Below are 25,272 nucleotides of genomic sequence, written 5' to 3'. Positions count from 1 at the left end.
GCCAACGCCCCGCCGTGCCCGTGACCAGCGACGGAGCCATTGATCCGGGTGGCCGGACCAGCTGCCCATTCAATGCCCCAGCCGGAAGAGTCGGAGTCGGACGGTGCGGACAGCCACCTCGGAAAGGAAGCCGACACATGCATCCGCTCAAAGCCCATGACCAGGCACTGGACTTCGAGGACTACGTACGTACGCGCCACGCCAGTCTGCTGCGCTGTGCCCGGCGCCTCGTCGACGATCCACTCGACGCCCAGGACCTGCTGCAGACCGCTCTCGTACGGACCTACTGCCATTGGGACGGCATCGCGAACAAGCAACTCGCCGACGCCTACTTACGGCGCGTGATGATCAACACCCGCACCGAGTGGTGGCGCTCCAACAAGCTGAAAGCGGTGCCGACCGAGCTGCTGCCCGACACGTCGGTCGAAGACTCCACCGAGCAGCATGCCGACCGGGCCCTGCTGATGGACATCATGAAGGTACTGCCTCCCAAGCAGCGCGGCGTCGTCGTGCTGCGGCACTGGGAGCAGTTGTCCACGGAGGAGACCGCCGCGACCCTCCGCATGTCGGTCGGGACGGTCAAGAGCACCCTGCACCGGGCATTAGCCCGGCTCCGCGAGGAGCTGGAACGCAGCGGCACCGCTGCGCCGGAGAGGCCGGAAACTGACGCAGCACGTGCGTCCCTTCACCGTCCCGTCTCGGCCCGGGGTACCGCCGGCACCGGGCGGCGGTGCACGATCGCGAGCACCGCGCCCATCCCGATCAGGGCCGCGAGCGCGACGAAGCCGTAGATGAGCGTGGTGAGTGAGGCGACGGCCGCGACGAGGAGGGGGCCGCCCGCGTCGCCGAGTTCGCGGCCGAGTTCAGCCGCGCCCATGGCCCGGCCCAGGCGCTCCGTGGGAGTGCTCGTGGCCGGGGCGGCGAGCCGAGCGGGGTGATCAGGCATCGCACCGGCCTGGCCGCGGGCCTGGCCTGCGCGATGTCTGGGGATGGGCCTACGAGACCCTGAAGGGCCACCTGGAGCGCGGCAAGGTCACCTACAAGGTCTTCTCCTCGGGTGGCGGCTCTCCGGCCGCCGTGCCCAGTTGCGGTTCTACCGCGGGTGCGGCCAACGCCTACGGCACTTCGTCGAGACCGCGGTGCACGGTGGGCCCCCGCGGCCCGGCCCTCCGGCCACGGTCGGGCACCTGGTGTGCGCCCTCTCCGACGCGAAAGTGCGCCGCCTGGACGCGCTGGCGATCCGCCGGGTCGCCCCTGGCTGAACCTGTTACGCCCTGGGCGGGTGCGACTGGCCGGCATGGTTTCTGCCCAGTAGTTGCGTTGCCTTGTGCTGCGTGTGCTCGGCGGCCATCTGAGCCTCCGCCACGGCGTCACCCAGTTCTCGCACCAGGTCATCGTAGATCGGCATGTGATCGCTTTCGCTGGAAGTACGTATCACAGCGCTGCTCCTTTCGCTGTCGTGGGCTCGTAATGCTGTCAGGCCCGGTTCAGTCGGGCGGCGATCCCGTGACCGATCAGCAAATAGATGACGGCCGGGAGACCATAATTAAGGACAACACGCAGACTTTCTGTGTCCATCGTGAAAATGTCCTGTGCCCAACCGGACAGCCAGTCCGCCGTTCCGTGCACGAACTCGACGAATGGATTCGCCTGGTTCGCGTCGAGCAGGTAGAGCACGATCCACAGCCCCAGGAAACCGGCCGCAGTGTCGGCGATCGTGCAGATCGCAAGGGATGTCCGCCGTGCAGCGGCCTGGTTGCGTGCGGGGTGGCCGGGCCCCGAGGGCTGGTGGTAGGCCTGATTTCCGGAAACCGGGTCGGTGCTGTTCACAAAAAATCCGATCTGACGCGTGTTCTGCCGGCAGGGTCACCCAAGGAGCCGAGATACAGCACCGGCCAGTGACCCGTTCCTGCTTACTTCTGCGCCTCGGGAGCGCTGCCGCGTTACACCCACATCTGCGTCATCCCAAATGTCGCGGGCTATTCCGTCACGTGCCCAAATATTCTCCTACGAGGCACATTTACGGACGCCAAGGAAGAGAAGCGGCGCCTCCCTGCTCCCCGATCGTGTCGTGCGTCGGGTCAGCCCCTACGGGTTCGGGCGTGGAGCATTCGGCTGACCGTGTCCGAGCGTTCCAGGAGCGTCATGCGGACCACCGGGGCTGCTTCATGGGACGCCTGTTGGGCCTTTTCGATGTACGTGGGATCTATGGCCTGGGAGGGGAAGAGGTGGCTTGTGAAGGCGGCGGCCGCGATCATTCCGCCTTGGTGCAGATGGGGGATCGAGTCCAGGTAGCGCTGGGTGTAGGGCATCAGCAGCGCGTCCTGGGAGGGGCGCCAGAAGGCCGCCGCCACCTGGCCGACCGACTGGACGGGGACCTGGCGGTCCACGACCAGCTTCTGCCAGACCTCCGCCTTCGCGGCGGGGTCGGGCAGGGCGGCTCGTACGGTGAGGGCGCGGACCCAGGCGTCGGGGTCCGGGTCACGTTCCAGTAGGAGGGCGGCTTCGGAAGCCACGTCCCGGCCGAGTTCCGCCTCCCTGACCAGCGCGCGCCAGCGCAGGTCCACGTCGTCACCTGCCTGTTCGCGGAGCCATTCCAGGTCGTCCGCGTTCGCCGCCGTGCGGGCCAGACCACGCAGCGCGACCTGACGGTGACCGGGACTCGCGGCGAGACGCCGACAGGCTGCCGCGACTTCCGCCGTCAACCCGTCGCGTTCGCCGGACGGCGCCCACAGTTCGGCGATGTTCGCGGCGAGTGTCAGGTACGGCTCGATCACGGCGTCGGACGTCTCGGCCGTCAGGACCTCCGTGACGCACCGTCCGGCTTCCGTCGCCGTGACCTTGCCGTTCGTCAGCATGTCCCACACGGTGGACGCGGCCACGGCCCGCGAGACGGCTGTGGGCAGTTGTGCCGCCGTACGCAAGAGGGCGTCCCTCGTCGTGGAGTCCGGGCGGCTCGTGGCGAAGGTCAGGCCCTCGTCGTTGATCAGCAGGACGTCCGCCGCGGGTGGGAGGCCGGTGACCGCGGTACGGCTCCGCGTCACCTCCACCCGGACCAGCGCGCTGCGTTCCAGCGCTTCACCGTTCCTGCCGTACGCACCCACCGCCAGCACCTGCGGACGCGGGGTGCCTGCGGCCACCAGCGTGACGGTCTCGCCGTCACGCTCCAGCGAGAAGCAGTCGGTGCCCGCCCTCTCGAGCCAGGCCCTGCGCCAGGCGTCCAGATCACGCCCACTGACCTCCGAGAGGGCGTCGATCAGGTCCTGGAGGGTGGTGTTGCCCCACGCGTGACGGGCGAAGTAGGTGGCCATGCCGGCCGTGAAGCGCTCTTCGCCGACGTACGTCATGAGTTGTTGGAGGACGGAGGCACCCTTGGGATAGGTGATGCTGTCGAAGATCGACGCTGCCTGGGCGACGTCGTGGATGGGCTGGTGGATCGGGTGGGAGGCGGGGCCCTGGTCGGCCAGGTACGCCCGGAGCTTGCCGCCTACGAGGTGGCTCGCCCACACGTCGGTGTACCGGGTGGCGCGCTCGGCTGCCCAGTGGCAGGCGAACTCCGCGAACGCCTCGTTCAGCCAGAGGTCGTCCCACCAGCGCATGGTGACGATGTTGCCGAACCACATGTGCGCCATCTCGTGCAGCAGCACCCTGGCGAACAGCTCGCGCTCGGCGGGCGTGGGCGTGGCCCGCCGCAGGAACACGTCCGACCAGGTCACGCAGCCGTAGTTCTCCATCGCCCCGCCGAACTCGGGCGTGAACACCTGGTCGTACCTGCGCTGCGGGAACGGCATCGCGAAGGCCTTGCCGAAGAAGGCGAGGCCCTGGCGGGTGAGGGTGAAGATCTCGTCGGCGTCGCGAGCGAGGACCTCGGCGAGCGAGCGGCGGGCGTAGAGGCCCAGGTCATGGCCGTCGGCCTCGCGGCGGATTTCGTGGAACGGGCCCGCGTTGACGACGGTGTTGTACACGGACAGTGGCGGGGTGTCCGGGAAGATCCAGCGGCGGGCCGAGTCCAGCTCCTCGATACGCGGGTCACCGGAGTTGCTGGTGACCGTCCATGCGGGCGGGGCCGTGACGGTGAACGCGTGCGGGGCCTTGAGATCGGGCTGGTCGAAGCACGCCCAGACGAATCGGGCCTCGTCCGGTTCGAAACTCATCCACACATAGACCTCGCCGTCCGCGGGGTCGATCGCCTTGTGCACGCCCTCGCCCGTGGCCGTGTCGGCCTGGACACTCTCCACCCGCAGCACGTTGCGCTCGGCCAGGGCGGGCAGCGGGACCCGGCCGTCATCGGTGGGCGTGAGGGGGGTGCCGTTCAGCGTGGCGCTCAGTACCTGTGCCGCGCAGTCCACGAAGGTGTCCGCGCCCGGCTCGTGGCAGATGAAGGTCACGGTGGAGACGCATCGGACCTCGGGTCCCTCGGGCAGGGCCGTGAGATCGATGTCCACGTCGTATCGCTCCACCGTCAACAACGCGGCCCGTCGCTCGGCTTCGGTACGGGTAAGGCTCCGCATCCCCATGCGCCCTCCTTCGGCAAGACAGCAGGCGTCAGCGTACGACGGAGCCCCCCGGTGGCCGCAGGCGTTTTTCGACAGGGCAGCCGGACACCGTGCAGGCACAAGGCGATACACGAAGTAACTGTCCTGAATCCAATCCCTCCTGCCGTCGTCCGGTGCGGCGGAGCCGGGCGGTCTCCTGGACGTGCTGCGCATGGCAGCCGTCGTGCTGGATGCGCGCGGGCGGATCGTGTTGTGGAGTCCGCCGGCGGAGTCGCTGTTCGGCTACACGGCAGCCGAAGCGCTGGGCCGGTACGCCGCTCGCCTGCTGGTGGCCGCAGAACACTTCGACCTCGTCCTGCGTCTGTTCGACGAGGTCATGCGGACGGGCGAGAGCTGGGCCGGGACCTTCCCCATGCGGCAGGAGGACGGCAGGACTCGGCTGCTGGAGTTCCGCAACATGCGTCTTCAGAACGACGAGGGCGACTACTACGCCCTCGGGCTGTGCGCGGAGCAGGAAACCCTGCGCAAGATCGAGCAGGACGTGGCCTTGTCGGTGCGGTTGGTGGAACAGTCACCGATCGGGCTGGCCGTACTGGACCCCGAATTGCGGTACGTAGCCGTGAACGCCGCCCTGGAGCGCATCGACGGGATCCCGAGGCGGGGCGAGGACCCGGGCTCGCATCGCAACGGTCGCGACCGGCCTCTTCCTTGAGCGCGGGTTCGAGGACGTGACCATCGCCGAGGTCGCCGCGGGTGCCGGGGTGTCCAAGGTGACGGTCTTCGCACACTTCGAGCGCAATGGAGACCTGCTGCTCGACCGACTCCCTGACTTCGTCGCCGTCATGCGGACCGTGATCCGTGAGCGGGCCGACGACGTCAACGCCGTCGAGGCGGTCCGCCAAGCGGCGCTCGCATTCGCCGAGCAACGGCATGCGCTGTCAGGGCTGGGCGAGGGAGTCGAGCCGTTCCTGCGGACGGTGATGGCCTCGCCCGCACTGATCGCGCGCCTTCGGGCCTTCCAGTTCGAGATCGAGAAAGAGCTGGCGGCGGAGCTCAGCGCCGACAGGCGGTTCTCCGGCGACAGCGCGTTGACCGCCGCGCTCCTTGTTGCCGCCTACCGGACGGTTGCCGTCGAAACCGCGCAGCGGCGGCTGGCCGGCGGTGCCCTCGCCGAGATCAGTGCGGACCATGAAGACCGTTTGAAGCGCGCTTTCGACGTGCTGGCCACTGGTCTGCCGAACAGTGAGGGCCACCGGAACTGATCCGCACCTGTCCTTGCCGGGGTGCCTGTGGTGCCTGTGGGGTGCCTGTGGTGCCTGTGGTGCCTGTGGTGCCTGTGGTGCCTGTGGTGCCTGTCAGATGATGCGTGAAGAGCGGTGGGAGAGGGTGGGACGGGGATCCAGGAAGCGGCCGGAGGCCGAGAACGCGGCTGCGTTGAAAGCCTCTTCCCGCATGTCGACCGCGGGGAACTCCTTACAGGCGGTCTGCGGCTGCGCCATGGACTCGCCGAACCGGCAGGCGACCCCGGTGAGCCTGATGGTGATGAAGTCCGCGATCTGGGCTCCGAATTCGATGGGCCTCCCGCCGATGGTGATGTCCCCGACGCCGAAGCCCTTGTCCGGGGGCACTTGGTAGACGGCGCGGACACGGTGCTCCGAGTCGCCCCTCAGATAGTTCCAGTAGCTCTTGGGGTCGGAGCCGTCCGGGGTCTCCCAGCCGTCCGTGGAAAGGTCGTCGAAGTACAGGCCGACCGGGTCGGCGAGGCTGATGTCGGCCTTTTGGCGGGCCAGGGCGTTGACTCCCGCGCCGATGTGCGGATCACTGTTGCGCTCCGCGGCGCCATACTTGCTACAGGCGATGAGCTCTTGCTCGGTGACCAGTTCCATGCCGTTGATGACGCGCCGGACGGTGGCCGCCGCGGCCAATTCGATCTCTGCGCCCAGTGTGTTGTTCTGCTGAATCAAGTGCATGACGCCGTGGCTCGTGGAGTTGTTCCACTTGTTGCGCGGCTGGTATCGGCCGCTCGGCGAGAACAGATCCTCCTTACGCACGTCCGGACCGATGAATCTCTGGTAGAGCTCGAGCGTCTTGTCCGGGTTCGTCTGCGCCAGGATCTCCCAGTACTCGGGACCTTCACAGGTGAAGGTGACCTGGGTGATCTTTCCCGAGCCGTCGCGGGTCACGCTCCACTCGCAGTACTCGTCCTGGACGTCACGGCTGGCGTCGGCGCGCTGCCATCGTTGGAGGTCGGAAATGGAGGTGATCTTGATGATGCGGGGGAACGCGGTCCATCTGATGGGGGCGCGCTGAACGTCCGCGGCCGTGTCGGTGCTGGTCAGGTTGTAGAACTGCGGTCTTGGGCTGTCGTTCCGTACCTGTTGGGGGTCGGGGCCCTGAATGGCCTCGTCGACCGTGTCGGAGATGAACGTGTTCCAGGCCTTGCGACCGAAGTCGTCCAGGTCGTCGAGGTTGCCGGGAGGTCCGTAGGCTTCCAGTCCGGCCATGGCGTTCTCCTTGCTCGTGAGGGCGGAGGGCGGCGTCAGATCATCTCTGCGACGGTGGCGTCCTCGCGCATCGCCAGCGGCGGGGCACCGGGGGGAATGTCGGTGACCGGCAGAGTGAGTTCGAACTCGTTCAGCTTCCTGAGGCGGAACTGTCGACGGCGGTACTCGGCGAGCCGGACGTAGTCGTCGAAGCCGGATTCGGTGCGGATGTGCTCGGTGACCTTGCGCAGATAGGCGTCCACCCGCTGTCCGAACACCGCCCGCCAGTCGTCCTCGGGTACCTGCCAGTGCTCGGCGAAGCGGCCCTCGGGGCTGTTGGCGGGCAGGTTTCGCGCGGCCTCCAAGATGGCCTGGGCGAGTTTGCCGCACAACTCCACCGCTTTGGTGGGCGTGGTCGGCACGTACTGCATGAGGTGGCTGCGGGCAGGGCTGAAGACCGGGTTGGGGAAGTCCACCATCAGTACGCAGGCGGCGAACCTGGCCGAGACAAGCCCCTTGCGGACCATCTGCCGGACCACTTCGTTGTCCTCGTGGGCGGCCTCGGGCACCACGAAGGCGAAGAACGTGTCGCCTGCCTGGGAGAACGCGCTGTGTTTCTCCTCCAGCCGGAATCCGAACCGGGTCAGGCCGGCCAGGTACCGGGCGGCAGGTGCCCTGGGCGGGACGGCCTGCGTGAACAGGCGAAGGTCGTCGAACAGGACGTCCTGGTTCAGCCAGAAGCCCGTGGGCAGCGTCAGTTCGGGACTGTCCGCCGTGATGTTGCTGCTCTGTCTGTCGGTGCTGGTCAGGTTGACCGTGGTGCTGGTGAACAGGTGGCGCAGCAGCCGGTCCGGATGGTCCACAACGCCGTTCGCGGTGACCGCGGCCAGGCGGGCCGCCGTCCAGCGGGTGATGAGGGACCTGACGGTCAGTTCCAGCTGCTGGGCTCCGATGACCTGCTGGAACAGCTGGTCATGGCGCAGCGGGTCGTCCTCGGCGAGCCGGACAGTGGCCCGCTCGGACTGCCAGTTCAGCCAGGGAATCCTCAACTCCTTCATCACCACGCCGCCGTTGACGTGGCTGTCGAAGCACCCCCTGCCTCGCGATTCCGGCTCCAATGCGTGCCAGGAGTTGCCCGACCACACCCAGCTGGATCCGAGCCGGGCATAGAAGTTGAAGACCTTCGCTTCGGGATCCCACGCCGCGACCTGAAGGAATCCCACCTCGGGGTCGCCACCCGCCTGGGTGCTGACCAGAAGGTCGACCTGGCTGGCTTCCACGGCGGTGGTGATCGCGAACCGCATGTCGCGTTCACCGATGGCATCCGGCGGGATCTGCCCGGCTTCGCTGATCAGATACACCTTGCGGGAGGCGGTGGCCGTCGGAGGGAGTCCGGACAGCAGGTCCTGCACGGTGGTGGGAAACATGCCCGCTCGGAAGAACTCGACCGCCATGGGGTCGTCCAGCGCCGCCAGTTCCTCATCACTGACCGGGCGCGCCCGGTCGTCCCTGCCGGTGATCCCTCGGTACAGCCGTCCGGGCTCCAGCACGGTGGAACCGGGCGCGTGGGCGGCGTCGACTTCCTCCAGGCCGGTCGTCCTCATCCAGGCTGTCGCCCGCCGCGGATGCGTGTGGTCGGGCATGGCCACTCCACTCCTGGATACGCACTCTTCCCTTGGGGTCGAATATCACATTATGTATAAATCCATGCCCCCTCATGGAAAGCCACTCCGGCCCCAGATCCACCCTGATGGCCCAGCGAATACACGGACCACGGAGCGGCAGGTCAGGTGGGGAGAGAACGGAGGAACCACACGACGAGTCGTCGGCTTTCCTGTGCGGGATCGCCGGACCAGCGCAGTACGCCGTCGTTCGCCTTGAGCAGCAGCATGACGTCGTTCGCGTCAGCGTCCCTGGGAATGCGCTCAGGGCTGCCCCATCCGGGTCGAGGACCGGTCCGGGTTCCCCGCCGCGATCGCGTCTGCCGCGGGAGCGGATCTCGCCGTGGTGGTCGTCGGCGCGACAAGGCCGGAATGTTCGGCATCGGCACCTCCGGCGAGGGCTGCGACGTCGAGGACCTACGGCTGCCCGGTGTGCAGGAGGAACTCGGGCTGACGGGCGACCGCCAACTGGTACCCACTGACGGGCGGTTCACCGTATGCGCGCGGGTACGGAACACCGGGGCACTGCCCGGTGCCGAGACGGTCCAGCTGTACGAAGCGGACCGTCGCCTCCTCACCGGGTTCCAACTGCACCTTGGCGAAGGCGAGCAGCGCCCGCACCGGCCGGGTGACCTGGGCGACCGGGTCGGTGAAAGCGTCCTCGGCAGTTGACAGGCGGATTCGGCCAGCCACGGCGGGCGTCACGTACAGTGCGCGAGTCGCGACGACCCGTCATGGATCCGTTGATCTACGAGAGCCCCAAAAAAAATCGGAGGTGATGTCGAGAACCCGTGACCGGCTCCGTCCCAGGGGTGAACGCGACGACAATGGGTCGCACCAGCACCGAGGAGAAACACGATGGCGAAGTACTTGCTGCTCAAGCACTACCGCGGAGCTCCGGCTGCGGTGAACGACGTGCCGATGGACCAGTGGACGCCGGAGGAGATCTCGGCGCACATGCAGTACATGCAGGACTTCGCGGCCCGGCTCGAGAAGACCGGCGAGTTCGTCGACGGTCAGGCGCTGGCCCCCGAGGGGACGTTCGTCCGGTACGACGGTGAGGGGCGCCCGCCGGTCACCGACGGCCCGTTCGCCGAGACCAAGGACCTCATCGCCGGCTGGATGGTGATCGACGTCGACAGCTACGAGCGCGCCGTCGAGCTGGCCGGGGAGCTGTCGGCCGCCCCTGGCGCGGGCGGGAAGCCGATCCACGAGTGGCTCGAGCTGCGCCCCTTCCTGGCCGCGCCGCCCACCATCACGGACTGATCTCATCGATGAACGAGGCCCTGCTCCGGAGCCTCACGCCGAGCGTGCTCGGGATCCTCGTCCGCCGCGGAGCCGACTTCGCGGCGGCCGAGGACGCCGTGCAGGACGCACTGGTCGAGGCGGTCCGCGTCTGGCCGGCCGACCCGCCGCGGGATCCGAAGGGCTGGCTGGTCACCGCGGCCTGGCGCCGGTTCCTCGACGCGACCCGGGCGGACGCCGCCCGCCGCCGGCGTGAGGACCTTGTCGACGAGGAGCCGGCACCCGGGCCCGCGACCGCGGTGGACGACACGCTTCAGCTCTACTTCATGTGCGCCCACCCGTCGCTGACACCGGCGTCCGCGGTGGCGCTGACGCTGCGTGCTGTCGGCGGGCTGACCACCCGCCAGATCGCCCAGGCCTACCTGGTGCCCGAGGCGACGATGGCGCAGCGGATCAGCCGGGCCAAGCGCACCGTCTCCGGCGTGCGGTTCGACCGGCCCGGCGACGTCGCCACCGTGCTGCGCGTCCTCTACCTGGTCTTCAACGAGGGCTACTCCGGCGACGTCGACCTCGCCGCCGAGGCCATCCGACTCACCCGGCAGCTCACGGCGGCGATCGACCACCCCGAGGTGGCCGGGCTGCTCGCGCTCATGCTGCTCCACCATGCCCGGCGCGCAGCCCGGACCGCGCCCGACGGCAGCCTGGTGCCGCTCGCCGAGCAGGACCGCAGCCGGTGGGACACCGAGTCGATCGCCGAGGGCGTCGAGATCCTCCAGACGGCCCTCGCCCGCGACCGGCTGGGCGAATTCCAGGCCCAGGCCGCCATCGCGGCACTCCATGCCGACGCGCCCACCGCCGAGGAGACCGACTGGGTGCAGATCGTCGAGTGGTACGACGAGCTCGCGCACCTGACCGACAGCCCGGTCGTCCGGCTCAACCGCGCGGTCGCCGTCGGCGAGGCCGACGGACCGCGCGCCGGCCTGGCGGCGCTCGCGGCGCTGGACGACTCACTCCCCCGCCACACCGCGGTGGCGGCGTACCTCCACGAGCGCGACGGCGACCTGATGACGGCGGCACGGCTGTACGCCGAGGCGGCCCAGAGGGCACCCAACCTCGCCGAGCGCGACCACCTCACGCGCCAGGCCGCCCGGCTCAACTCCCGCCGCTGCCGCTGACAGGTCGCTCTCTCGTGAAGCACGCGTGCGTTCCCGCCGACAAGGGGGACTTGCGCGTTTGGTGCAGCGGCGAGAACCGAATGCAACGCAGGGGATTTACGCGCCCTCTGAGGCTCCTATCATCCGTAACGCCCGACGAGTCGGCCAGTGTTCGTCCCGTCGAACTCCGCCGGGCCGAAAGGGCGCGTAGCGTCCGACCCCTCCGTAACCAGCATCTGCTGGTCGTCGAGGCGATCGGCTCGGACGGGAAGCGCTACTTCCGCTCCTGGACCTCCGGCAGCATCGCCGGGTCGTGGACACCGCTGGCCGCCACCGAGAGCAACCCGTTCGCGCGGGCGAGCGACGTCAGCTTCCCGGCCGGCTCCTGGACCAAGGACATCAGTCACGGCGAGATGATCCGCGCGGGCTAAGACCAGACCCTGCCCATCCCCTCCTGCAAGCTCCAGTACTCCCGTGGCGGCTGGGCCTGCTCACCCAGACCAACTCGGCCTGCTGACAAGGGGAACGGCAAGGAGCAGTACGGCGAGGGCGGTGAGGGTGATGCCCGGCCGGCCGAGCGAGTTGAGCAGGGGTGCGGCGAGGGCAGTGCCGACGGCGCCGGTCGTGAAGTACAGCACGAGGTAGGCGCTGAGAGAGGAACGACGCTGTGTCTGTGCGCCCGGCACACTCCGGGGACGTGGACGTCATCCGCGCGATCCGTAACCACGCGATCGAGCACTCGACGGTCCTGTGGACGCAGACCCCGCAGCCCCCCGCCGAGGGGGCGGCCTGGCTGGCGGTCCACCTGGAGCGCGGACCGGCGTTCGTGGCCGAGGTGGAGGGCGAGGCGGTCGGGCTCGTGGTCTACGGCCCGTGGCGGGAACTGGACGGATACCGGCACACGGTGGAGGACTCCGTCCACGTCCGCGAGGGCCGGCACGGGCTCGGCGTCGGCTCCGCACTGCGGGGTGCCCTGATCGCCTCGGCGCGCGAGGCCGGCCACCACGTCGTGATCGCCGGTATCGAAGCCGCGAACACCGCGCGATCCGGCTGCACGAACGGTTCGGGTTCCACCATGTCGGCACGGTGCCGGAGGTCGGCACCAAGTTCGGCCGGTGACTCGACCTGACGATCATGCGGCTGCCCCTGTCCTGAACGCCGACGCACGGGGTTGCCGCAGGGGAGGCGCCGGACGGGGCGGTTGCCGTCGGCCGGTCAGTGCCGTTCCGGTGGCTCGTAGCCGCCGGTGGGCGGGTCCGGTCCGAGATGGTGGTGTACCGCGCCGGTGCCCAGGTCGATCGTGGCGCGGGTCCGCATGGGGCCGGCACCTCGGCGGGACAGCAGTGCGATCTCGGCCACACGTGCGTGCAGCACGCCGAGCCGGGCGGCGCATTCTGCCGTGAGGACGCGCGGGATGCGAGTGCGCCCGAGCGAGAGGTGCGGGGTGAAGCGCGGGAAGCGGTCCGTGCAGTACGGGAAGGGCTCCGCCAGCGCGCGCCGGAGCTCCGTCCAGGGCGCGGCACCGGCCGCCGCGGGGTCGAGCCACACGGTGGCGTAGGACCGGTGGCGGAAGGCGCGGACCCCGCCGAGCCGGATGTCGAAGGGCCGGCACCCGGCGGCCCCGGCGGCCAGCAGCGGGAGTGCCGCCGGGAAGTCCTCCTCCGGTACGAAGCCGAAGAGCAGGTTCACGTGGGGCGGCCAACGGCGGATCTGCGGGTCGTGCTCGGCCCGGATGCGCTGGATGGCGGGCCACAGTCCGGCCGGGGGGAGCCACGCCACGGCGGTCCGAGGCGTGGGGCCCGACTCGAGGCGGCCGGGACCCGTGGCCGGGCCAGGAACCTCGGGTGGACCGGGCTCCTCGAGTGGGCCAGGCACCTCGGGCGGATCGGGTGTCGCAGGGCGGGGCACAGCTTCAGCATGCGCTGAGCCTGCCCGGTCAGCCACTGCCCCGCAGCGCTCGGGACAGCCCCAGTGCCGCCGTCCGTACGGCCGGGGCGAGTCGGGCGGGACTGAAGCGGGATCCGGGTACGGCCACGGAGAGGGCGGCGACCGTCGTGCCACCGGCGAAGACGGGGGCCGCGATGCAGCTCACGCCGAGGGCGGCCTCCTGCCCCTCGTAGGCCAGGCCGGAGACCTGGATCTTCTCCAGGGCCATACGCAGGCGTGCCGGGTCGGTGATGGAGTGGGGGTGAGGCTGAGCAGCGGCCGGGAGAGCACCTCCTCGGTCAGCTCGGCGCCCGGCGAGCAGGGCCTTGCCGACGCCGGTGCAGCTCAGCGGCAGGCTGCCGCCGATGCGGGAGGGCAGTCGCAGGGCCTCGTGCCCGTGGATGCGTTCGAGGCAGACCACCTCCAGCCCCCTCCCGTACGCCGAGGTGGACGGTCTCGCGGGTGGCCTCGAACAGGTCCTCCAGTTTCGCGCCGAGCCGGTAGTGCTGGCCGGAGCGCACCAGCCAGCCGAGCCGGAGAAGGTCCGCCGCCAGCCAGGCGGCCGCCACCCGGTACGGCCTCGACACCCGCGGCATCCTCGTCGAGGCGGGCTGCCGACGCATGGTCGGCGGCCAGGAGGACATGATCTCCGACATGCCCTGGACATGGCCGCCCGCGCCGACGCCACGGCCTGATCCGACCCGGCGTGACCGCTATCGGCCTCAACCACCAGTCACTTCGTCTAGCTTCGGAGGAGGGCCGTCTCGTGGGCCCAACGGGGCGCCATCGGCGAGGAGTTGAATGTGGACGCGCAGGACACGGCCAAGAGGCTGCGGGCGATCGGCGACGAGTTGTCGGACCGCTTCTACGAGCGGGCCGATGTGGTGCGGACGCTGGTGGTGACGCTGCTGGCCGGCCAGCACTCGTTGGTGCTCGGCCCGCCCGGAACGGCGAAGTCCGAGATGGCCCGGGAGCTCACGGGCAGGGTCGAGGGGGCGGCCTACTGGGAGATCCTCCTGTCGAAGTTCACCGCGCCGACACGGATGTTCGGCCCCATCGACGTCGCCGCGCTGGCCCGGGGCGAGTACCGCCAGGTCTACGAGGGCCGTGCCACGACCGCGCATGTCGCGTTCATCGACGAGATCTTCAAGTGCTCCACGGCAGCGCTGAACGAGACGTTGGGCTACCTCAACGAGCGGATCTACCATCCCGAGAACGGCGGCGAGCCGATCCGCTGCCCGCTGGTCGGGGCCATCACGGCGAGCAACGAACTGCCCAATGAAGAGGATGCGGCCGCGATCTACGACCGGCTGCTGGTGCGGCTCGAGGTCGGATACCTGGCGGACCCCTCGAACTTCGCCGCGCTGGTCCGCTCCGCCGTCAGCCGCCCGGCGGCACCGGCACGGACCACGGTCGAGCTGGCCGCGTTGCAGCACGCGGTGACCGAAGCCGTCCCGGCCGTGGACGTCCCCGACCTGATCGTGGACGCGGTGTGCACGCTGCGGGCGGCCCTGCGCCGCAGGAAACTCGTCGCCTCCGACCGCCGCTGGCGGCAGGCGGTGGGCCTGCTCCAGGCGTCCGCGTACCTCGACGGCCGCCCGGCGGTCGCCGAGACCGACCTGTCGGTGCTGACCCACGTGCTGTGGGACTCCCCCGCCGACCGCCCGACCGTCGAGCGCGAGGTGCTGCAACTGGTCAACCCCGACGCCAAGGAGGCGCTCGACCTGGCCGACGCCATCGAGGAACTGGAGGCCCAGCTCGACGCCATGGCCGGGCAGTCCCGCGAGGCGCTGAGCGACTGGGTCATCAAGAAGGCCCACAACAAGCTCGCCACCGCGGGGCAGCGGCTGGAGAAGCTACGCAGGGAGGCGGTGAGCGCGGGCCGCTCCACCGCGGCCATCGACCGGGTCACCGGACGCCAGCGCGCCGTCCGCGCCCGCGTGCTCACCGAGGCCCTCGGCGTGGACGCGAGCACGGTGCAGGCCCAGCTCTGAACACCCGGGGGGATCGGAACCATGGACGGAGCACCGAGCAGGCTCGACGAACTGGCGAGCCGGTCCGGGAAGTGGCTGGGCCTGTCCGCCGCCGCTTCCGAGCGGCACACCGCGGCAGTGATCGCGGACCGGTTCGACCGGATCACCTGGCGCGACACCTACGAGCAGTCGGCCGGACTGCGCGATCTGGGCGAGGAGCTGAGCGAGCACTACGACTACGCCCCCGACCTTCTGACCGACGCGTTCCTGGCCGCCTACAAGGTCAGCCCGCGGTTGCGCGAGCGCGCGGAGATGGCCCCCTCCCGGCTGGTCAACCACCAGGTCATCACCTCACTGGTGGAGTCACCGGAGTTCGCCGAGCTGCGCCGGGAGACCACCGGCGACCCCTACGCGGCCGCGATGGCCGTGCTCGCCCAGGCCGCCGCGCTGCGCGTGATGCTGGAGCGTTCCCGGGAGGCCCGGGAACGGGCCGAGCAGGCGAAGAGGGCCCAACAGGGCGCCGAAGACGCGGCGACCGCCGTGGGCGAACCGCTCCAGCGGGCGGCGGGCGAGGCGGACTGGTCCGACGGGGTCGGCACCGTGCCGGTCCCTGCGGCCGACGCCGTGCGACAGGCGGTCGAGGCCACCGAGGCCACCGAGGCCGCTGCGCGGCAGGCCGCCCAGGACGCCGCGCAGGCCCTCGCGGTGGCGGCCCCCGGTATCCGTGCCGCCGCGCGGAACGCGGCGGCGAAGGCCGCCGAGGCCGTGCGGAACGAGGCCGCGCTGATGCGGGCATGGGGCGTTGCCCCCGGCGAGCTGGAGCGGATGCCGTTCGACCAGCGCGCCCGGCTCGCCGAGCGGCTGCGCACCGGCCGGCTCGCGCAGTGGGCCGAGCTGATCGGTCGCTTCCGGCAGATGGCCGGCGGTGAGCGCGCCCGCAAGGTGGAGAACGCCGCCGGAGAACTGGTCGGCGTCACGCTCGGCAACGACCTCGCTCGTGTCATCCCCTCCGAGCTGGCCAACCTCGGCTTGCCCGAGCTGCGTGCGGTGTTCGCCGTGCGCTACGCCGCCGGGGAGCTGATGCTCTACGACAGCCAGGGAGAGCAGGGCACCGGCCGGGGCGCCGTCATCGCGTGCGTGGACACCTCGCACTCCATGTACGAGGCAGGGCCCGGCGGAGTCACCCGGGAGGCGTGGGCGAAGGCGTGCGCCCTGGCGCTGCTGGATCAGGCCCGCCACGCGGGGCGTGACTTCGTCGGCATCCTGTTCTCCGCCGCCGACAAGATCCAGGTCTTCCGCTTCCCGGCCGGCCGTCCTCCCGCCGGCATCGACCGGGTCCTCGACTTCGCGGAGACCTTCCTCGGCGGCGGAACCAGCTACCAGGCGCCGCTGTCAGTGGCCGGCGAACTGCTGGAGGAGGAGTTCGCCGACTCGGCCCGCGCGCGCGGCGACATCGTGATGATCACCGACGACGACTGCGGCGTCACCGAGGAATGGATGCGCGGCTGGAACGACGCCAAGCGCCGGTTGGGCTTCCGGGCCTTCGGCGTGGTCATCGGCGCCCCGCGCGCCGCCGAAGCCGACTCGGTCCTGGACGCTCTGTGCGACAACCTCCGCTCCATCGAGGACCTCACCGACGTCCACGCCGCCGCCGACCTCTTCCGCGTGATCTGACGTCGAGTGCGAGGCGCGAGGGTGATCTGTGCGGCTGCCATGCCGACCGGTCCCGGCGGCCGGGTCGACGACCTGCTCGACCGGGCCGCCCTTGAGCAGGCGTTCGACCGTGACCTCGAGTTTCTTGCCGGTGCGTAACGGATGTTCTCGCGGAGCATGTCGTCCAGGGGCACTCCGGCCGCGAGGAGCCCGAACAGCGGCATCCAGTGGCCGCCGTCGGGTTCCTCCGTGCCGATGACCAGGACCTCGGCGATCTCGGGGAGACGTTCGACGGCGTACTGGATGTCGGCGCTGCTCAGGCGCACACCGTTGCGGTTCAACGTGCTGTCGGAGCGGCCGTGGACGATCAACGAGCTGTTCCGTGACGGTGATCCAGTCACCGTGCCGCCACACCTGGGGTACGAGGAGAAGCAGGCGTCGCGGTAGCGGGTGCCGCCGGGGTCGCAGAGGAGGCCGTCGCCGCACTCGACGCCCAGCTCGGGCTCCTCTTCGGCCCGTCCTGGGCAATCGTGTGGTCTCCCAGATGGCTTTGCCCTCCGGAGTCGCTCCGATGGGGCTGACAGGAGCCGCCGCGGCCACCCGGCTGATCGCCAGCAACGGGCGGTGGCGGCGGACACTCCTGCCGGGGCGGGCATTGAGCGAAGCGCGGAGGCGTTCAGCGCGGAACCACCCAGCCCGGCGCCCAGGTCCCGGCGGCGTCGTGGCCGGCCGTTGTGGCGGCGAGGTGTGCACGGAGTGTGGCCAGCGCTGGGTGGGGGTTGTCGCGGTGCCACAGGAGCGAGTGCGGGTAGACGGGCGTCGGGTCGGTCACCGGGATGCGGCGCAGGCCGTGGTCGGCGGGCCAGATGAGGCGGGTGTGCTCGCCCATGAAGGTGGCCAGAGCCGGGGTGTCGGCGATGGTGTCGAGGAGCGCGTCGGAGCCGAAGTTGGGGCCGGTCGCCTCGATGGTGAGGCCGAATTCGGCGACGAGGTCGTCGTAGTAGGCGGCCCACTCGGTGCCGGGGGCGAGGCCGGGCATCCAGATCCGGTGCCCGGCGAGCTGGGCGACGGTCACCGACCGGGCGCGCGCCAGTGCGTGGGCTGGGCCGGTGAGGAGTTGAAGCGGCTCGTCGAGCACCCGGGCGGACTCGATGTCCTCGGGAAGGGGACGGCCGGGTACGGCGACGGCGCGGAAGGACGCGTCGACCGTACCGGACCGGATGGCGGCGATGGCTGTGTCGATGTCGAGCAGCATCAGCACGTCGAGGTCGATCTCGGGGTGCGCGCGGTGGAAGCCGCGCATCATGCCCGCCGCCGCGCTGCGCGAGGCGATCACGTCGACGCGCAGCGGACGGCGGACGGTGCGCACGGACGCGACCGCGCGCTCGGCGACGCGCAGCAGCTCGCGTGCGTGGGGCAGGAACGCCTGCCCGTCGATGGTGAGCTCGGCGCCGCGCGGCGTGCGGGTGAACAGCCGCACGCCGAGGTTCCGCTCCAGCGCGGCGATGCGCTTGGAAACGGCCTGCTGGGTGATCGACAGGTCGACGGCAGCTTTCTGGAACTGGCCCGCTTCCGCGAGGGCGACGAAGGTACGTACTGCTTCGAGATCCACGCCGGTTCACCTTATTGAACAACGGATGGTTGTGAACAACGGGCAGGGCAGTTCTTTGACCTCCTGCGTGCTGCTCGCTCGGCTCTCGCTGGTCGACGTCAGTTTGTTCGGATGGGACATCCTGCATGCGTGGGAGGTTGTCCTTCGCTTCATGCGGCTGCCGGCGACGGCCTGCGGATCTGACGTCGTCAAGGGGGCCGGGTACGGCCTGGTCATCGTGTGGCGCGCCTCGGCCCACAGGTGATGCTCACCGTCGTCGTCCGGATCACGCCGTGGGTGGTGCCCGCCGTGATACCGGGCAGAAGCCGTTGCCATCACGTTGCCAGACTGCATCGCGGAGCCCAGCGCGGCAGCCACCCTTGGCACGAACGGGTGGTGGACAATTGCGAAATTGATGGACATGAAGGTACGTTTCCGTCCACCGCTTCGAGAGGTCACCGGCAGACGGGGGCAATGGATGGGCACGGACCACCGCGTCGCACCCCCGTCGGTGACCGGTCGCACGACGACATCCCGGGCCGGGGTGCGTGGCTTTCGCGCAGGCGACGGCCCGCGGTTGGTGGAGGCGTGGCGCCGGAGTGCGCCGACCGACCCCATCACGCCGGACCGCTTCCGGTCCCTGGTGCTGCTCGACGCCAACTTCGATCCCGAAGGGCTGCGGGTCGCCGTCGACGGTGACCGTGTCGTCGGCGCGGCCTACGCGGTGCGCCGTCTGACGCCGTTGGCCGGCGCCGACCTCGAGCCGGAGCAGGGATGGATTGCGTTCTTCTTCGTCGATCCGGCCGCCCGTGGGCGCGGACTCGGCCGCCGGCTGCTGACCGACGCCGTCGACTGGCTGCACGGCCACGGCCGCACCCGGGTGGACTTCTCCTCGTACACCCCGAACTACATCCTCCCCGGACTGGACGCCGAGGCGTACCCGGAAGCGGCCGGGCTCCTTGAGTCCCTTGGCTTTCGCACTCTGTACGAGGCGGCGGCGATGGACCGCGCTCTGGTCGGCTATCGCCACCCCGAGGATGTCGCTTGCCGCCGGGACGAACTGACGGCGCGCGGCTATCGGTTCGCCACGCCGTCCGACGACGACCTGGTGGAACTCGTCACGCTCGCCGGGAGCCGCTTCAACCCGGACTGGGCGCGCGCGATCCGGGAGTGCCTCGCCTCGGGCACGCCGCTCGACCGGATCGTCGTCGCCCGGGACCCTTCGGGCCGGCTGGTCGGCTGGGCGATGCACGGCGCGTACGAGTCCGTGGACGAGCGGTTCGGCCCGTTCGGTGTGCTGGAGGAGATGCGCGGCACCGGACTCGGCAAGGTCCTGCTCCATCTGGTACTGGAGCGAATGCGGGCGCGTGGTGCGCACTCGGCGTGGTTCCTGTGGACCGGTGAGCAGTCCGCGGCGGGCCACCTGTACCGCAAGGCCGGTTTCACCACGACCCGGGTGTTCCGCGTGATGCGCCGGGAGTCCGCCCGATGACACCGTCGCGTCCCGTCGGCGGACTGAGCCGCCGTCACTTCGCGCTCGCGCTCCCCTCGGCGCTGCTCGCCTCCGGATGTGCCGCGCCGCACCGGGGCACCGGGCGGCCCGGGGATCCGATCGTCCTCACCCTGCTCTCCCACTACGCGAGCGGGGAGCTCAAGGAAGCCCTTCAGGGCCCGGTCGACGAATGGAACGCCACGCACGACCGGATCAAGGTGCGGACGAAGGCCGTCGAGTTCACGGACCTGCTGACCACGTTCATGGTCCGGCAGGCCGCGGGTCAGAGCGCCGACATCCTCCACCCGTACTGCCTCTGGAACGGCCAGCTCGTCCAGGCCGGCGTCCTGCGGCCCGCTCCGCCCGAGTACGCCGAGGAGATCAGGCGCGGCTACGGCGAGGCCGCGGTCGGCTCCGCCACGGTCGGCGGCAAGGTGTACGGCTACCCCACCGAGATGCAGACCTACGCCCTCTACTACAACAGGCGGCTACTGCGTGAGGCCGGAGTCGACGGTCCTCCGCGCACCTGGCGGGAGCTGGAGGAGACGGCGTACGGCACCGCCAGGCGGGACGGTTACGGCAACACGCTGGTCCAGGGGTTCGGGCTGTCGACGTACGACGACTCCACCACCGTCGGCCAGACCCTCGCACTGCTCAACTCCGCCGGCGGGCGGTTCGTCTCGGCGGACGGCAGGCGCACCGCCATCGACTCGCCGACAGGACGGGCCGTGTTCGATCTGGAGCACCGCCTTGTCGTGAAGGGCGCGAGCGCTCCCGGCGTCAATGTCTACAAGGCGTTCGCGTCCGGGCGGGTGGCCATGGTGATCAGCGCCGGCTGGTGGACCGCGAACCTCAAGGCCCTGATGGGCAAGGGCTACCGCGACATCGGCGTGGCACCGGTGCCCCTCCCGGAGACGGACGGCAAGCGTGCCACCCTCTCCACCGGCTTCATGCTCGGGGTCAACACTGCCAGTGAACACCCCCGCGAGGCCTGGGAGTTCCTGCACTGGCTCAACACCGAGAAGGTGAGCGGCACAACCCGGATGAGCGCCCTGCAAGTGTCGGTCGGCTCCCTGACCGGCCGTGCCGACGACATGCGGAAACTCCTCGGCGCGGGCGGCGATCCGAATCTGCACCCGTTCCTGGACGCGCTGGCGTACGCGGTGCCGGAGCCGAACGTGCCGGGCGCGCAGCAGGCCAAGTCGCTGTTGCGCAAGAACATCGAGGCCCTGTGGACCGGCCAGCAGTCGGTCGACGAGGCCCTGCGCACCACCCGCCGTCAGGTCGATCAGGAGGTGTCGCGCTCATGGTGAACGCCACCCTGGCACCGGAGTCGGCCGAGCGGGCGGCGCGCGACAAGTCCGCCGTCGGCGTCCGCGGCCGTGATCGGCACCGGCGCCGCCAGGCCGTCGTCGCCTACCTCTTCCTGACGCCGACGCTGCTGTTCTTCGCCGTCTTCCTCGTCCTGCCGCTCGGCTTCGCGCTGCTGCTGTCGATGTCCCGCTGGGCCGGATTCGACCTCGGTGACATCGATCCGATCGGCCTGGACAACTTCGCCGGCCTCTTCGCGGACGGATCGACGTTCCTGGCGCCGGTCCTCACCAACACGCTGCTGTTCGCCCTGGGCACCGTGGCGCTCGCGCTCGCCGGCTCCGTGCTCGTCGCCACCTGTATCGACAAGCTGCGGTTCCAGGGGCTGTGGCGCACCCTGTACTTCTTGCCGATCCTCACGACCGTGGTCGCCGTCGGCAACGTATGGAAGTACATGTACGAGCCGGGCGGCCTCGTCAACGGCGTCCTCAACACCCTCGGGCTCGGCTCGGTGGCGTTCCTCCAGGACCCGGACACCGCGCTGCCCTCGGTCGTGGTCGTACAGGCCTGGGCCTCCCTCGGCTCGGCGATCCTCATCCTGACCGCCGGACTGAAGTCCATTCCCGAGTCGTACTACGAGGCCGCCGCACTCGACGGCGCCGGGCCCGTCACCGTCTTCTGGAAGATCACGCTGCCATTGCTGCGGCCGTCCCTGCTGTTCGTGTGCATCACCCAGTTCCTCACCGGCCTACAGTCGTTCGCGCTCATCATCGTGATGACCAAGGGCGGACCGGGTGACGCGACCGATGTGGCCGCGCTGGAGATGTACCGGCAGGCCTTCGCCTACGGCGACTGGGGCACGGCGAGCGCCGCCGCCTTCGTGCTGTTCGTGGTGGTCCTCATGGTCACCCTGGCGCAGTTGTGGATCTTCCGGCGCAAGGGGGAGGACGCATGAGCCGCCGCCGTTTCCCATGGGTGTCGTATCTGGTGGTCGTGACCGGCGCCGTGCTCACCGTGGTGCCGTTCCTCGACATGGTGATGACGTCCTTCAAGGGGCCCGGCGAGTCCGGCACGCTGCCGTACCGGTTCCTGCCCGAGGCGTTCGGCCTGTCCAACTACCGGGCGGCGATCGACCAGCTCGATCTGCCGGTGCTCTTCCGCAACAGCGTCATCGCCACCGCCGTGATCACCGGATCGGTGCTGCTCACGTCGTCCCTCGCCGGCTACGCCCTCGCCAAACTCCGCTTCCCCGGACGGGACTTCGTCTTCCGGCTCGTGCTGTCGACGATGATGTTCCCGCCGTTCCTCTTCTTCATCCCGCACTTCCTGATCCTGGTGCACTGGCCGCTGGCGGGCGGCAACGACCTGTTCGGGCGCGGTGGCGCGGGTCTGACCGTGAGCATCGTGGCGCTGGCCATGCCGTTCCTCGTCAACGGGTTCGGGATCTTCCTGATGCGCCAGTTCATGGTCGCGATCCCGGAGGAGGTCCTGGAGGCCGCGCGCATCGACGGTGCGGGCGAGTTCGCCGTGTGGTGGCGGATCGTGGTGCCGCAGACCAAGCCGGTCGTGGTGACGCTCGGGCTGCTGACCTTCGTCGACGCCTGGAACGAGTACATCTGGGCGCTGCTCGTCTCGACCGCCAACCCGGACGTGATGACCCTGCCCGTCGGCATCCAGCTCCTCCAGGACTACGTCGACCCGACCCGCACGATGCCCATCGTCATGGCCGGCCTCGTCCTGAGCATCCTGCCGGTCCTGATCCTCTTCCTGCTGCTTCAGAAGTACTACATCCGCGGCGTCATGCTCAGCGGCCTCAAGTAACCAGGAGCGCCGGCCGGGTCAGACGTGCGTGAGGAGGCGCTCCAGGGGCCGGGGAACTCGTCCGAGGTCCAGGTGCGCCACGAGCGCCTGTGCGTAGAGCGCCTTGCGGCCGCTGTGCGTGCCCATGAAGCGCCGTAGCTGGTGCTCCACGGGCCGTTCCCGCTGCGCCGGCTGGCCCTGGAAGGTGTGGAAGGGACGCGACTCGCCCTGGGCGTCGATCACCTGCTGCACGCCCTCGGCCCCGACGGCACGGATCAGCTCGTCCTCCAGGTCGGCGACGCACACATGGAACCCGAGTGTCTCCAGTCCGGCGTGCGTGAGACCGGAGCCGAGCCCGACCCGCTCCAGATGACGCCGGAAATGCCGCTCCTCGCCGATGTCGCAGAGACCGGCCAGCGGCAGGCCGAGCCCCGGAGGACCGCACACGTCCAGGAAACGCCCGATGTTCGTCGCGCCTCCGAGCGGTACCACCGCGACGCCCTCCGCGCCGAGGTCGCGGCCGTGGCGCGTGGCCAGCGCTTCGAGCGCGATCTGATCGCTGCTTCCCTCGACGAGCACGATCGTCCGCACCCCGCCGCCGGCCAGCTCCCGCGCCATCGCGGCGGCCGCAGCCGCCCGCGCTCCGCCGGCCGCCCATGCGACCAGCGCCCGGCGGAATCGCCTCAACTCGTCCACGAGACCTCGCTTCCCGTCGCCATCCTGGCACGGCCGAGAACCCGTACGCACGCACGTTTTCCGGGGGAGGTGACTCAAGGAACCGGCGGGCGGCGACGGCCGGGGACCGGGACGCTACCTGGGGTCGAGGGCGCGGACGAGGTCGATGCCATGTCCGAGGTTGTCCAGGCGCGCCGCGAGGGTGTCGCCCGCCGGATAGAGGCGGACGGTGTCCACGCCCGTGGCGCGCCAGTCCGCGAGCCGGGCGCGGACCATCTCCTCGGTGCCGATCAGGGTGGTGGCGAGGACCATCTCGTCGGTGATGAGGCCGGTGGCGCCGACGCGGTCGCCGGCCTGCCAGCGTTCGCGGACCTGGGCGGCGACATCCGCCCAGCCCTGGCGGCTGTAGGCGTTGTTGTAGAAGTTGGTCGAGCCGGAGCCCATCCCGCCCAGCGAGAACGCCAGTTCCTTCTTGCGGCTGCCGACGACGCCGGCCAGCCGGCCTTCGTCGGGGACGATGTCGATCTCGGCGCCCTGGCAGATGTCGAGGTCGGTGCGGGTACGGCCGTTACGGGCCAGCCCGGTGTCGAGGTGGGTGAAGTAGGCGTCGGCGCCTTCGGGGACGAAGCTGGTGCCCAGCCAGCCGTCGGCGATCTCGCCGGTGAGTTCGAGCATCCTGGGTGACAGTGTGGCCAGGTAGATCGGCACCTGTACCGGCTTCATGCTGAGCCGCATCGGGCGGCCCTCCCCTTCGGGAAGGGGGATGGTGTACTGGCGGCCCTGAAAGGCGATCTTCTCGCCGGTGAAGGCCGCGCGGATGATCTCGACGGTCTCCCGCATCCGGGTCAGCGGTCGCGCGAAGGGGATGCCGTGCAGGCCTTCGATGACCTGCGGCCCGGAGGCACCGAGGCCGAGGCGGAACCGGCCGTCGGACAGATGCGCGAGTGTCATCGCGGTCTGCGCGATGGTGACCGGGGAGCGGGTGCCTAGCTGGATGACCCCGGAGCCGAGCAGGAGTGTCTCGGTTCGGGCCGCCAGATAGCCCAGCGGCGAGGGGGCGTCGCTCCCCCAGGCCTCGGCCACCCAGCACATGTCCAGGCCGAGCTTCTCGGCTTCCACGACGAACTCGGCGGTCTCGCGCCAGTTTTCGCCGGAGCCCTCGATGGTGGTCGCGGTGCGCATCACTTCTCCCGTTCGGCGAGGTTCTTCATGGCGGCGAGATTGGACTTGATGCCGGTCTCGAACTCGCGCAGCCGGACGAACACGATCTTCTGCTCCTTGTCGGGCATGGCCTCGATCGCGGCGCTCAGCCCGGACGGGGCCGGTCCGAGCTGGGCCCACTGTTCCAGCACCGTGCCGGCGTCCTGCGGGTGCAGCGTGAAGCGCCACACGCTCATCGGGTGGCCGGGGTCGCCCACCGCCCAGGCGAACCGGCGCGGCTCCGCGCAGTCGACGATCGTGCTGACCGTCTGCCACTCGCCCAGGGCGTGGTGGGCACTGCGCCCGCGGAACCGGCTGCCCACGCGGGGGCCGGTAGCGCCGTCGAGCCATTCGACCTCCTGCAACTCGACGCTGAGCTCGGGCATCAGGTGGATGTCGCTCACGTACCCCCACAACCGCTCGGGGCTCGCGTCGATGTAGGTCCTGGCGGACACCGTCGGGGTGTCCGCGTACACCTGTCCCGTCCACTCCATGACACCTGACTCCTTCTCCCTCGATCCTCCTCGGATGACCTGCATAGTTGCGTAACAGGACTCACTCGCGCAAGAGCGAATGGCTCCACTGCCTGCTGAGTTTCATTGAGAGACTCGT

General features: G+C 69.9%; 25 protein-coding genes and 5 pseudogenes. 16 read left to right on the top strand and 14 right to left on the bottom strand.

The features are described from left to right. The first annotated feature begins 137 nt into the window (after positions 1 to 137). Positions 138 to 791, top strand: coding sequence for a SigE family RNA polymerase sigma factor (locus tag ACWGJM_RS14405; RefSeq protein ID WP_453412009.1), 654 nt, complete (start codon positions 138 to 140; stop codon positions 789 to 791). Here ACWGJM_RS14405 and ACWGJM_RS14400 read toward each other — a convergent pair. Next, positions 686 to 946 carry a hypothetical protein gene (locus tag ACWGJM_RS14400; RefSeq protein WP_453411980.1) on the bottom strand — a complete coding sequence of 87 codons (261 nt, stop codon included), beginning with the start codon at positions 944 to 946 and terminating at the stop codon, positions 686 to 688. The genes ACWGJM_RS14405 and ACWGJM_RS14400 overlap by 106 nt on opposite strands. 26 nt (positions 947 to 972) lie before the next feature. Between ACWGJM_RS14400 and ACWGJM_RS14395 the strand changes: the two are divergent. After that, a pseudogene (locus ACWGJM_RS14395) lies at positions 973 to 1,017 on the top strand (hypothetical protein); the annotation flags it as partial. A 459-nt stretch (positions 1,018 to 1,476) separates the two neighbouring features. Here the strand turns inward: ACWGJM_RS14395 and ACWGJM_RS14390 are convergent. Together ACWGJM_RS14390 and pepN are read right to left on the bottom strand one after the other, a co-directional pair. Further along, entirely contained in the window at positions 1,477 to 1,830 is a 354-nt protein-coding gene (locus ACWGJM_RS14390; RefSeq protein WP_453411979.1) for a hypothetical protein, read from the bottom strand. A 251-nt stretch (positions 1,831 to 2,081) separates the two neighbouring features. Continuing rightward, positions 2,082 to 4,517 (bottom strand): aminopeptidase N, encoded by a 2,436-nt coding sequence (gene pepN, locus ACWGJM_RS14385; protein WP_453411978.1) that lies wholly within the window; start codon positions 4,515 to 4,517, stop codon positions 2,082 to 2,084. Positions 4,518 to 4,644: 127 nt separating this feature from the next. Here pepN and ACWGJM_RS14380 point away from each other — a divergent pair. Beyond that, positions 4,645 to 5,151 (top strand): annotated as a pseudogene (locus ACWGJM_RS14380) (PAS domain-containing protein); the annotation flags it as partial. Between the two features lie 73 nt (positions 5,152 to 5,224). Further along, positions 5,225 to 5,758, top strand: a complete 534-nt coding sequence (locus tag ACWGJM_RS14375) for a TetR/AcrR family transcriptional regulator (RefSeq protein WP_453411977.1) — start codon at positions 5,225 to 5,227, stop codon at positions 5,756 to 5,758. 93 nt (positions 5,759 to 5,851) lie between these two features. Here ACWGJM_RS14375 and ACWGJM_RS14370 read toward each other — a convergent pair whose 3' ends face one another. From ACWGJM_RS14370 to ACWGJM_RS14360, 3 genes are all read right to left on the bottom strand, one after another. After that, the gene (locus ACWGJM_RS14370; RefSeq protein ID WP_453411976.1) at positions 5,852 to 7,000 is read right to left on the bottom strand and encodes a hypothetical protein; all 1,149 of its coding nucleotides are present in this window, start codon (positions 6,998 to 7,000) and stop codon (positions 5,852 to 5,854) included. A gap of 35 nt (positions 7,001 to 7,035) precedes the next feature. Next, complete coding sequence (locus ACWGJM_RS14365) at positions 7,036 to 8,622, bottom strand: hypothetical protein (protein ID WP_453411975.1); 1,587 nt, start codon at positions 8,620 to 8,622, stop codon at positions 7,036 to 7,038. A gap of 435 nt (positions 8,623 to 9,057) precedes the next feature. Beyond that, entirely contained in the window at positions 9,058 to 9,333 is a 276-nt protein-coding gene (locus ACWGJM_RS14360) for a fibronectin type III-like domain-contianing protein (protein ID WP_453411974.1), read from the bottom strand. A 165-nt stretch (positions 9,334 to 9,498) separates the two neighbouring features. Between ACWGJM_RS14360 and ACWGJM_RS14355 the strand changes: the two genes are divergently transcribed. The 3 genes and pseudogenes from ACWGJM_RS14355 to ACWGJM_RS14345 all read left to right on the top strand — a co-directional run. Continuing rightward, positions 9,499 to 9,906: a YciI family protein gene (locus tag ACWGJM_RS14355; RefSeq protein WP_453411973.1), complete on the top strand. Its 408-nt coding sequence runs from the start codon at positions 9,499 to 9,501 to the stop codon at positions 9,904 to 9,906. 8 nt (positions 9,907 to 9,914) lie between these two features. Beyond that, positions 9,915 to 11,060: an RNA polymerase sigma factor gene (locus ACWGJM_RS14350; RefSeq protein WP_453411972.1), complete on the top strand. Its 1,146-nt coding sequence runs from the start codon at positions 9,915 to 9,917 to the stop codon at positions 11,058 to 11,060. A gap of 206 nt (positions 11,061 to 11,266) precedes the next feature. Then, positions 11,267 to 11,556: pseudogene (locus ACWGJM_RS14345) on the top strand (non-reducing end alpha-L-arabinofuranosidase family hydrolase); the annotation flags it as partial. Here ACWGJM_RS14345 and ACWGJM_RS14340 read toward each other — a convergent pair. After that, complete coding sequence (locus ACWGJM_RS14340; protein WP_453411971.1) at positions 11,531 to 11,677, bottom strand: hypothetical protein; 147 nt, start codon at positions 11,675 to 11,677, stop codon at positions 11,531 to 11,533. The pseudogene ACWGJM_RS14345 and the gene ACWGJM_RS14340 sit on opposite strands and share 26 nt — an antisense overlap. A gap of 59 nt (positions 11,678 to 11,736) precedes the next feature. On the opposite strand from ACWGJM_RS14340, the gene ACWGJM_RS14335 reads away from it, so the two are divergent. Next, a complete protein-coding gene (locus tag ACWGJM_RS14335; protein WP_453411970.1) occupies positions 11,737 to 12,168 on the top strand; it encodes an N-acetyltransferase family protein in 432 nt (143 codons plus the stop codon). Positions 12,169 to 12,254: 86 nt separating this feature from the next. Here ACWGJM_RS14335 and ACWGJM_RS14330 read toward each other — a convergent pair whose 3' ends face one another. Then, positions 12,255 to 12,818, bottom strand: coding sequence for a 2'-5' RNA ligase family protein (locus tag ACWGJM_RS14330; protein WP_453411969.1), 564 nt, complete (start codon positions 12,816 to 12,818; stop codon positions 12,255 to 12,257). Positions 12,819 to 12,975: 157 nt separating this feature from the next. Continuing rightward, complete coding sequence (locus tag ACWGJM_RS14325; RefSeq protein ID WP_453411968.1) at positions 12,976 to 13,386, bottom strand: IclR family transcriptional regulator; 411 nt, start codon at positions 13,384 to 13,386, stop codon at positions 12,976 to 12,978. Between the two features lie 131 nt (positions 13,387 to 13,517). On the opposite strand from ACWGJM_RS14325, the pseudogene ACWGJM_RS14320 reads away from it, so the two are divergent. From ACWGJM_RS14320 to ACWGJM_RS14310, 3 genes and pseudogenes are all read left to right on the top strand, one after another. Further along, a pseudogene (locus ACWGJM_RS14320) lies at positions 13,518 to 13,660 on the top strand (4-hydroxy-2-oxovalerate aldolase); the annotation flags it as partial. A 102-nt stretch (positions 13,661 to 13,762) separates the two neighbouring features. After that, positions 13,763 to 14,959, top strand: a complete 1,197-nt coding sequence (locus tag ACWGJM_RS14315) for an AAA family ATPase (RefSeq protein WP_453411967.1) — start codon at positions 13,763 to 13,765, stop codon at positions 14,957 to 14,959. Positions 14,960 to 14,980: 21 nt separating this feature from the next. Beyond that, positions 14,981 to 16,612, top strand: a complete 1,632-nt coding sequence (locus ACWGJM_RS14310; protein ID WP_453411966.1) for a VWA domain-containing protein — start codon at positions 14,981 to 14,983, stop codon at positions 16,610 to 16,612. Between the two features lie 54 nt (positions 16,613 to 16,666). Here the strand turns inward: ACWGJM_RS14310 and ACWGJM_RS14305 are convergent. Together ACWGJM_RS14305 and ACWGJM_RS14300 are read right to left on the bottom strand one after the other, a co-directional pair. Further along, positions 16,667 to 17,055: pseudogene (locus tag ACWGJM_RS14305) on the bottom strand (acetoacetate--CoA ligase); the annotation flags it as partial. 212 nt (positions 17,056 to 17,267) lie between these two features. Beyond that, positions 17,268 to 18,203 carry a LysR family transcriptional regulator gene (locus tag ACWGJM_RS14300; protein WP_453411965.1) on the bottom strand — a complete coding sequence of 312 codons (936 nt, stop codon included), beginning with the start codon at positions 18,201 to 18,203 and terminating at the stop codon, positions 17,268 to 17,270. Between the two features lie 25 nt (positions 18,204 to 18,228). Here ACWGJM_RS14300 and ACWGJM_RS14295 point away from each other — a divergent pair, with 25 nt between their 5' ends. The 5 genes from ACWGJM_RS14295 to ACWGJM_RS14275 all read left to right on the top strand — a co-directional run bounded on the left by ACWGJM_RS14295 (position 18,229) and on the right by ACWGJM_RS14275 (position 22,806). After that, positions 18,229 to 18,447 carry a hypothetical protein gene (locus tag ACWGJM_RS14295; RefSeq protein WP_453411964.1) on the top strand — a complete coding sequence of 73 codons (219 nt, stop codon included), beginning with the start codon at positions 18,229 to 18,231 and terminating at the stop codon, positions 18,445 to 18,447. 213 nt (positions 18,448 to 18,660) lie between these two features. Beyond that, complete coding sequence (locus tag ACWGJM_RS14290; protein WP_453411963.1) at positions 18,661 to 19,674, top strand: GNAT family N-acetyltransferase; 1,014 nt, start codon at positions 18,661 to 18,663, stop codon at positions 19,672 to 19,674. Further along, a complete protein-coding gene (locus ACWGJM_RS14285) occupies positions 19,671 to 20,987 on the top strand; it encodes an ABC transporter substrate-binding protein (RefSeq protein ID WP_453411962.1) in 1,317 nt (438 codons plus the stop codon). The genes ACWGJM_RS14290 and ACWGJM_RS14285 overlap by 4 nt, the downstream gene beginning before the upstream one ends. Next, positions 20,981 to 21,940: a carbohydrate ABC transporter permease gene (locus tag ACWGJM_RS14280; RefSeq protein ID WP_453411961.1), complete on the top strand. Its 960-nt coding sequence runs from the start codon at positions 20,981 to 20,983 to the stop codon at positions 21,938 to 21,940. Before ACWGJM_RS14285 ends, ACWGJM_RS14280 begins: the two co-directional genes overlap by 7 nt. Continuing rightward, positions 21,937 to 22,806, top strand: coding sequence for a carbohydrate ABC transporter permease (locus ACWGJM_RS14275; RefSeq protein ID WP_453411960.1), 870 nt, complete (start codon positions 21,937 to 21,939; stop codon positions 22,804 to 22,806). The genes ACWGJM_RS14280 and ACWGJM_RS14275 overlap by 4 nt, the downstream gene beginning before the upstream one ends. A gap of 18 nt (positions 22,807 to 22,824) precedes the next feature. Here ACWGJM_RS14275 and ACWGJM_RS14270 read toward each other — a convergent pair whose 3' ends face one another. From ACWGJM_RS14270 to ACWGJM_RS14260, 3 genes are all read right to left on the bottom strand, one after another. Next, a complete protein-coding gene (locus ACWGJM_RS14270; RefSeq protein ID WP_453411959.1) occupies positions 22,825 to 23,481 on the bottom strand; it encodes a TOPRIM nucleotidyl transferase/hydrolase domain-containing protein in 657 nt (218 codons plus the stop codon). Between the two features lie 114 nt (positions 23,482 to 23,595). After that, entirely contained in the window at positions 23,596 to 24,642 is a 1,047-nt protein-coding gene (locus ACWGJM_RS14265) for an LLM class flavin-dependent oxidoreductase (RefSeq protein ID WP_453411958.1), read from the bottom strand. Further along, positions 24,642 to 25,154 (bottom strand): SRPBCC family protein, encoded by a 513-nt coding sequence (locus ACWGJM_RS14260; RefSeq protein ID WP_453411957.1) that lies wholly within the window; start codon positions 25,152 to 25,154, stop codon positions 24,642 to 24,644. The genes ACWGJM_RS14265 and ACWGJM_RS14260 overlap by 1 nt, the downstream gene beginning before the upstream one ends. Positions 25,155 to 25,272: the final 118 nt, after the last annotated feature.

It is taken from the genome of Streptomyces sp. NPDC054834 (assembly GCF_053611185.1).
This window is presented reverse-complemented; position numbering and strand designations above follow the sequence as displayed.

Excerpts from the sequence above, each read along its gene's own strand:
- ACWGJM_RS14405 (WP_453412009.1), top strand. The coding sequence starts at position 138 with ATGCATCCGCTCAAAGCCCATGACCAGGCACTGGACTTCGAGGACTAC.
- ACWGJM_RS14400 (WP_453411980.1), bottom strand. The coding sequence starts at position 946 with ATGCCTGATCACCCCGCTCGGCTCGCCGCCCCGGCCACGAGCACTCCC.
- pepN (WP_453411978.1), bottom strand. The coding sequence starts at position 4,517 with ATGGGGATGCGGAGCCTTACCCGTACCGAAGCCGAGCGACGGGCCGCG.
- ACWGJM_RS14370 (WP_453411976.1), bottom strand. The coding sequence starts at position 7,000 with ATGGCCGGACTGGAAGCCTACGGACCTCCCGGCAACCTCGACGACCTG.
- ACWGJM_RS14365 (WP_453411975.1), bottom strand. The coding sequence starts at position 8,622 with ATGCCCGACCACACGCATCCGCGGCGGGCGACAGCCTGGATGAGGACG.
- ACWGJM_RS14355 (WP_453411973.1), top strand. The coding sequence starts at position 9,499 with ATGGCGAAGTACTTGCTGCTCAAGCACTACCGCGGAGCTCCGGCTGCG.
- ACWGJM_RS14350 (WP_453411972.1), top strand. The coding sequence starts at position 9,915 with ATGAACGAGGCCCTGCTCCGGAGCCTCACGCCGAGCGTGCTCGGGATC.
- ACWGJM_RS14310 (WP_453411966.1), top strand. The coding sequence starts at position 14,981 with ATGGACGGAGCACCGAGCAGGCTCGACGAACTGGCGAGCCGGTCCGGG.
- ACWGJM_RS14295 (WP_453411964.1), top strand. The coding sequence starts at position 18,229 with ATGGTTGTGAACAACGGGCAGGGCAGTTCTTTGACCTCCTGCGTGCTG.
- ACWGJM_RS14290 (WP_453411963.1), top strand. The coding sequence starts at position 18,661 with ATGGGCACGGACCACCGCGTCGCACCCCCGTCGGTGACCGGTCGCACG.
- ACWGJM_RS14285 (WP_453411962.1), top strand. The coding sequence starts at position 19,671 with ATGACACCGTCGCGTCCCGTCGGCGGACTGAGCCGCCGTCACTTCGCG.
- ACWGJM_RS14280 (WP_453411961.1), top strand. The coding sequence starts at position 20,981 with ATGGTGAACGCCACCCTGGCACCGGAGTCGGCCGAGCGGGCGGCGCGC.
- ACWGJM_RS14275 (WP_453411960.1), top strand. The coding sequence starts at position 21,937 with ATGAGCCGCCGCCGTTTCCCATGGGTGTCGTATCTGGTGGTCGTGACC.
- ACWGJM_RS14265 (WP_453411958.1), bottom strand. The coding sequence starts at position 24,642 with ATGCGCACCGCGACCACCATCGAGGGCTCCGGCGAAAACTGGCGCGAG.
- ACWGJM_RS14260 (WP_453411957.1), bottom strand. The coding sequence starts at position 25,154 with ATGGAGTGGACGGGACAGGTGTACGCGGACACCCCGACGGTGTCCGCC.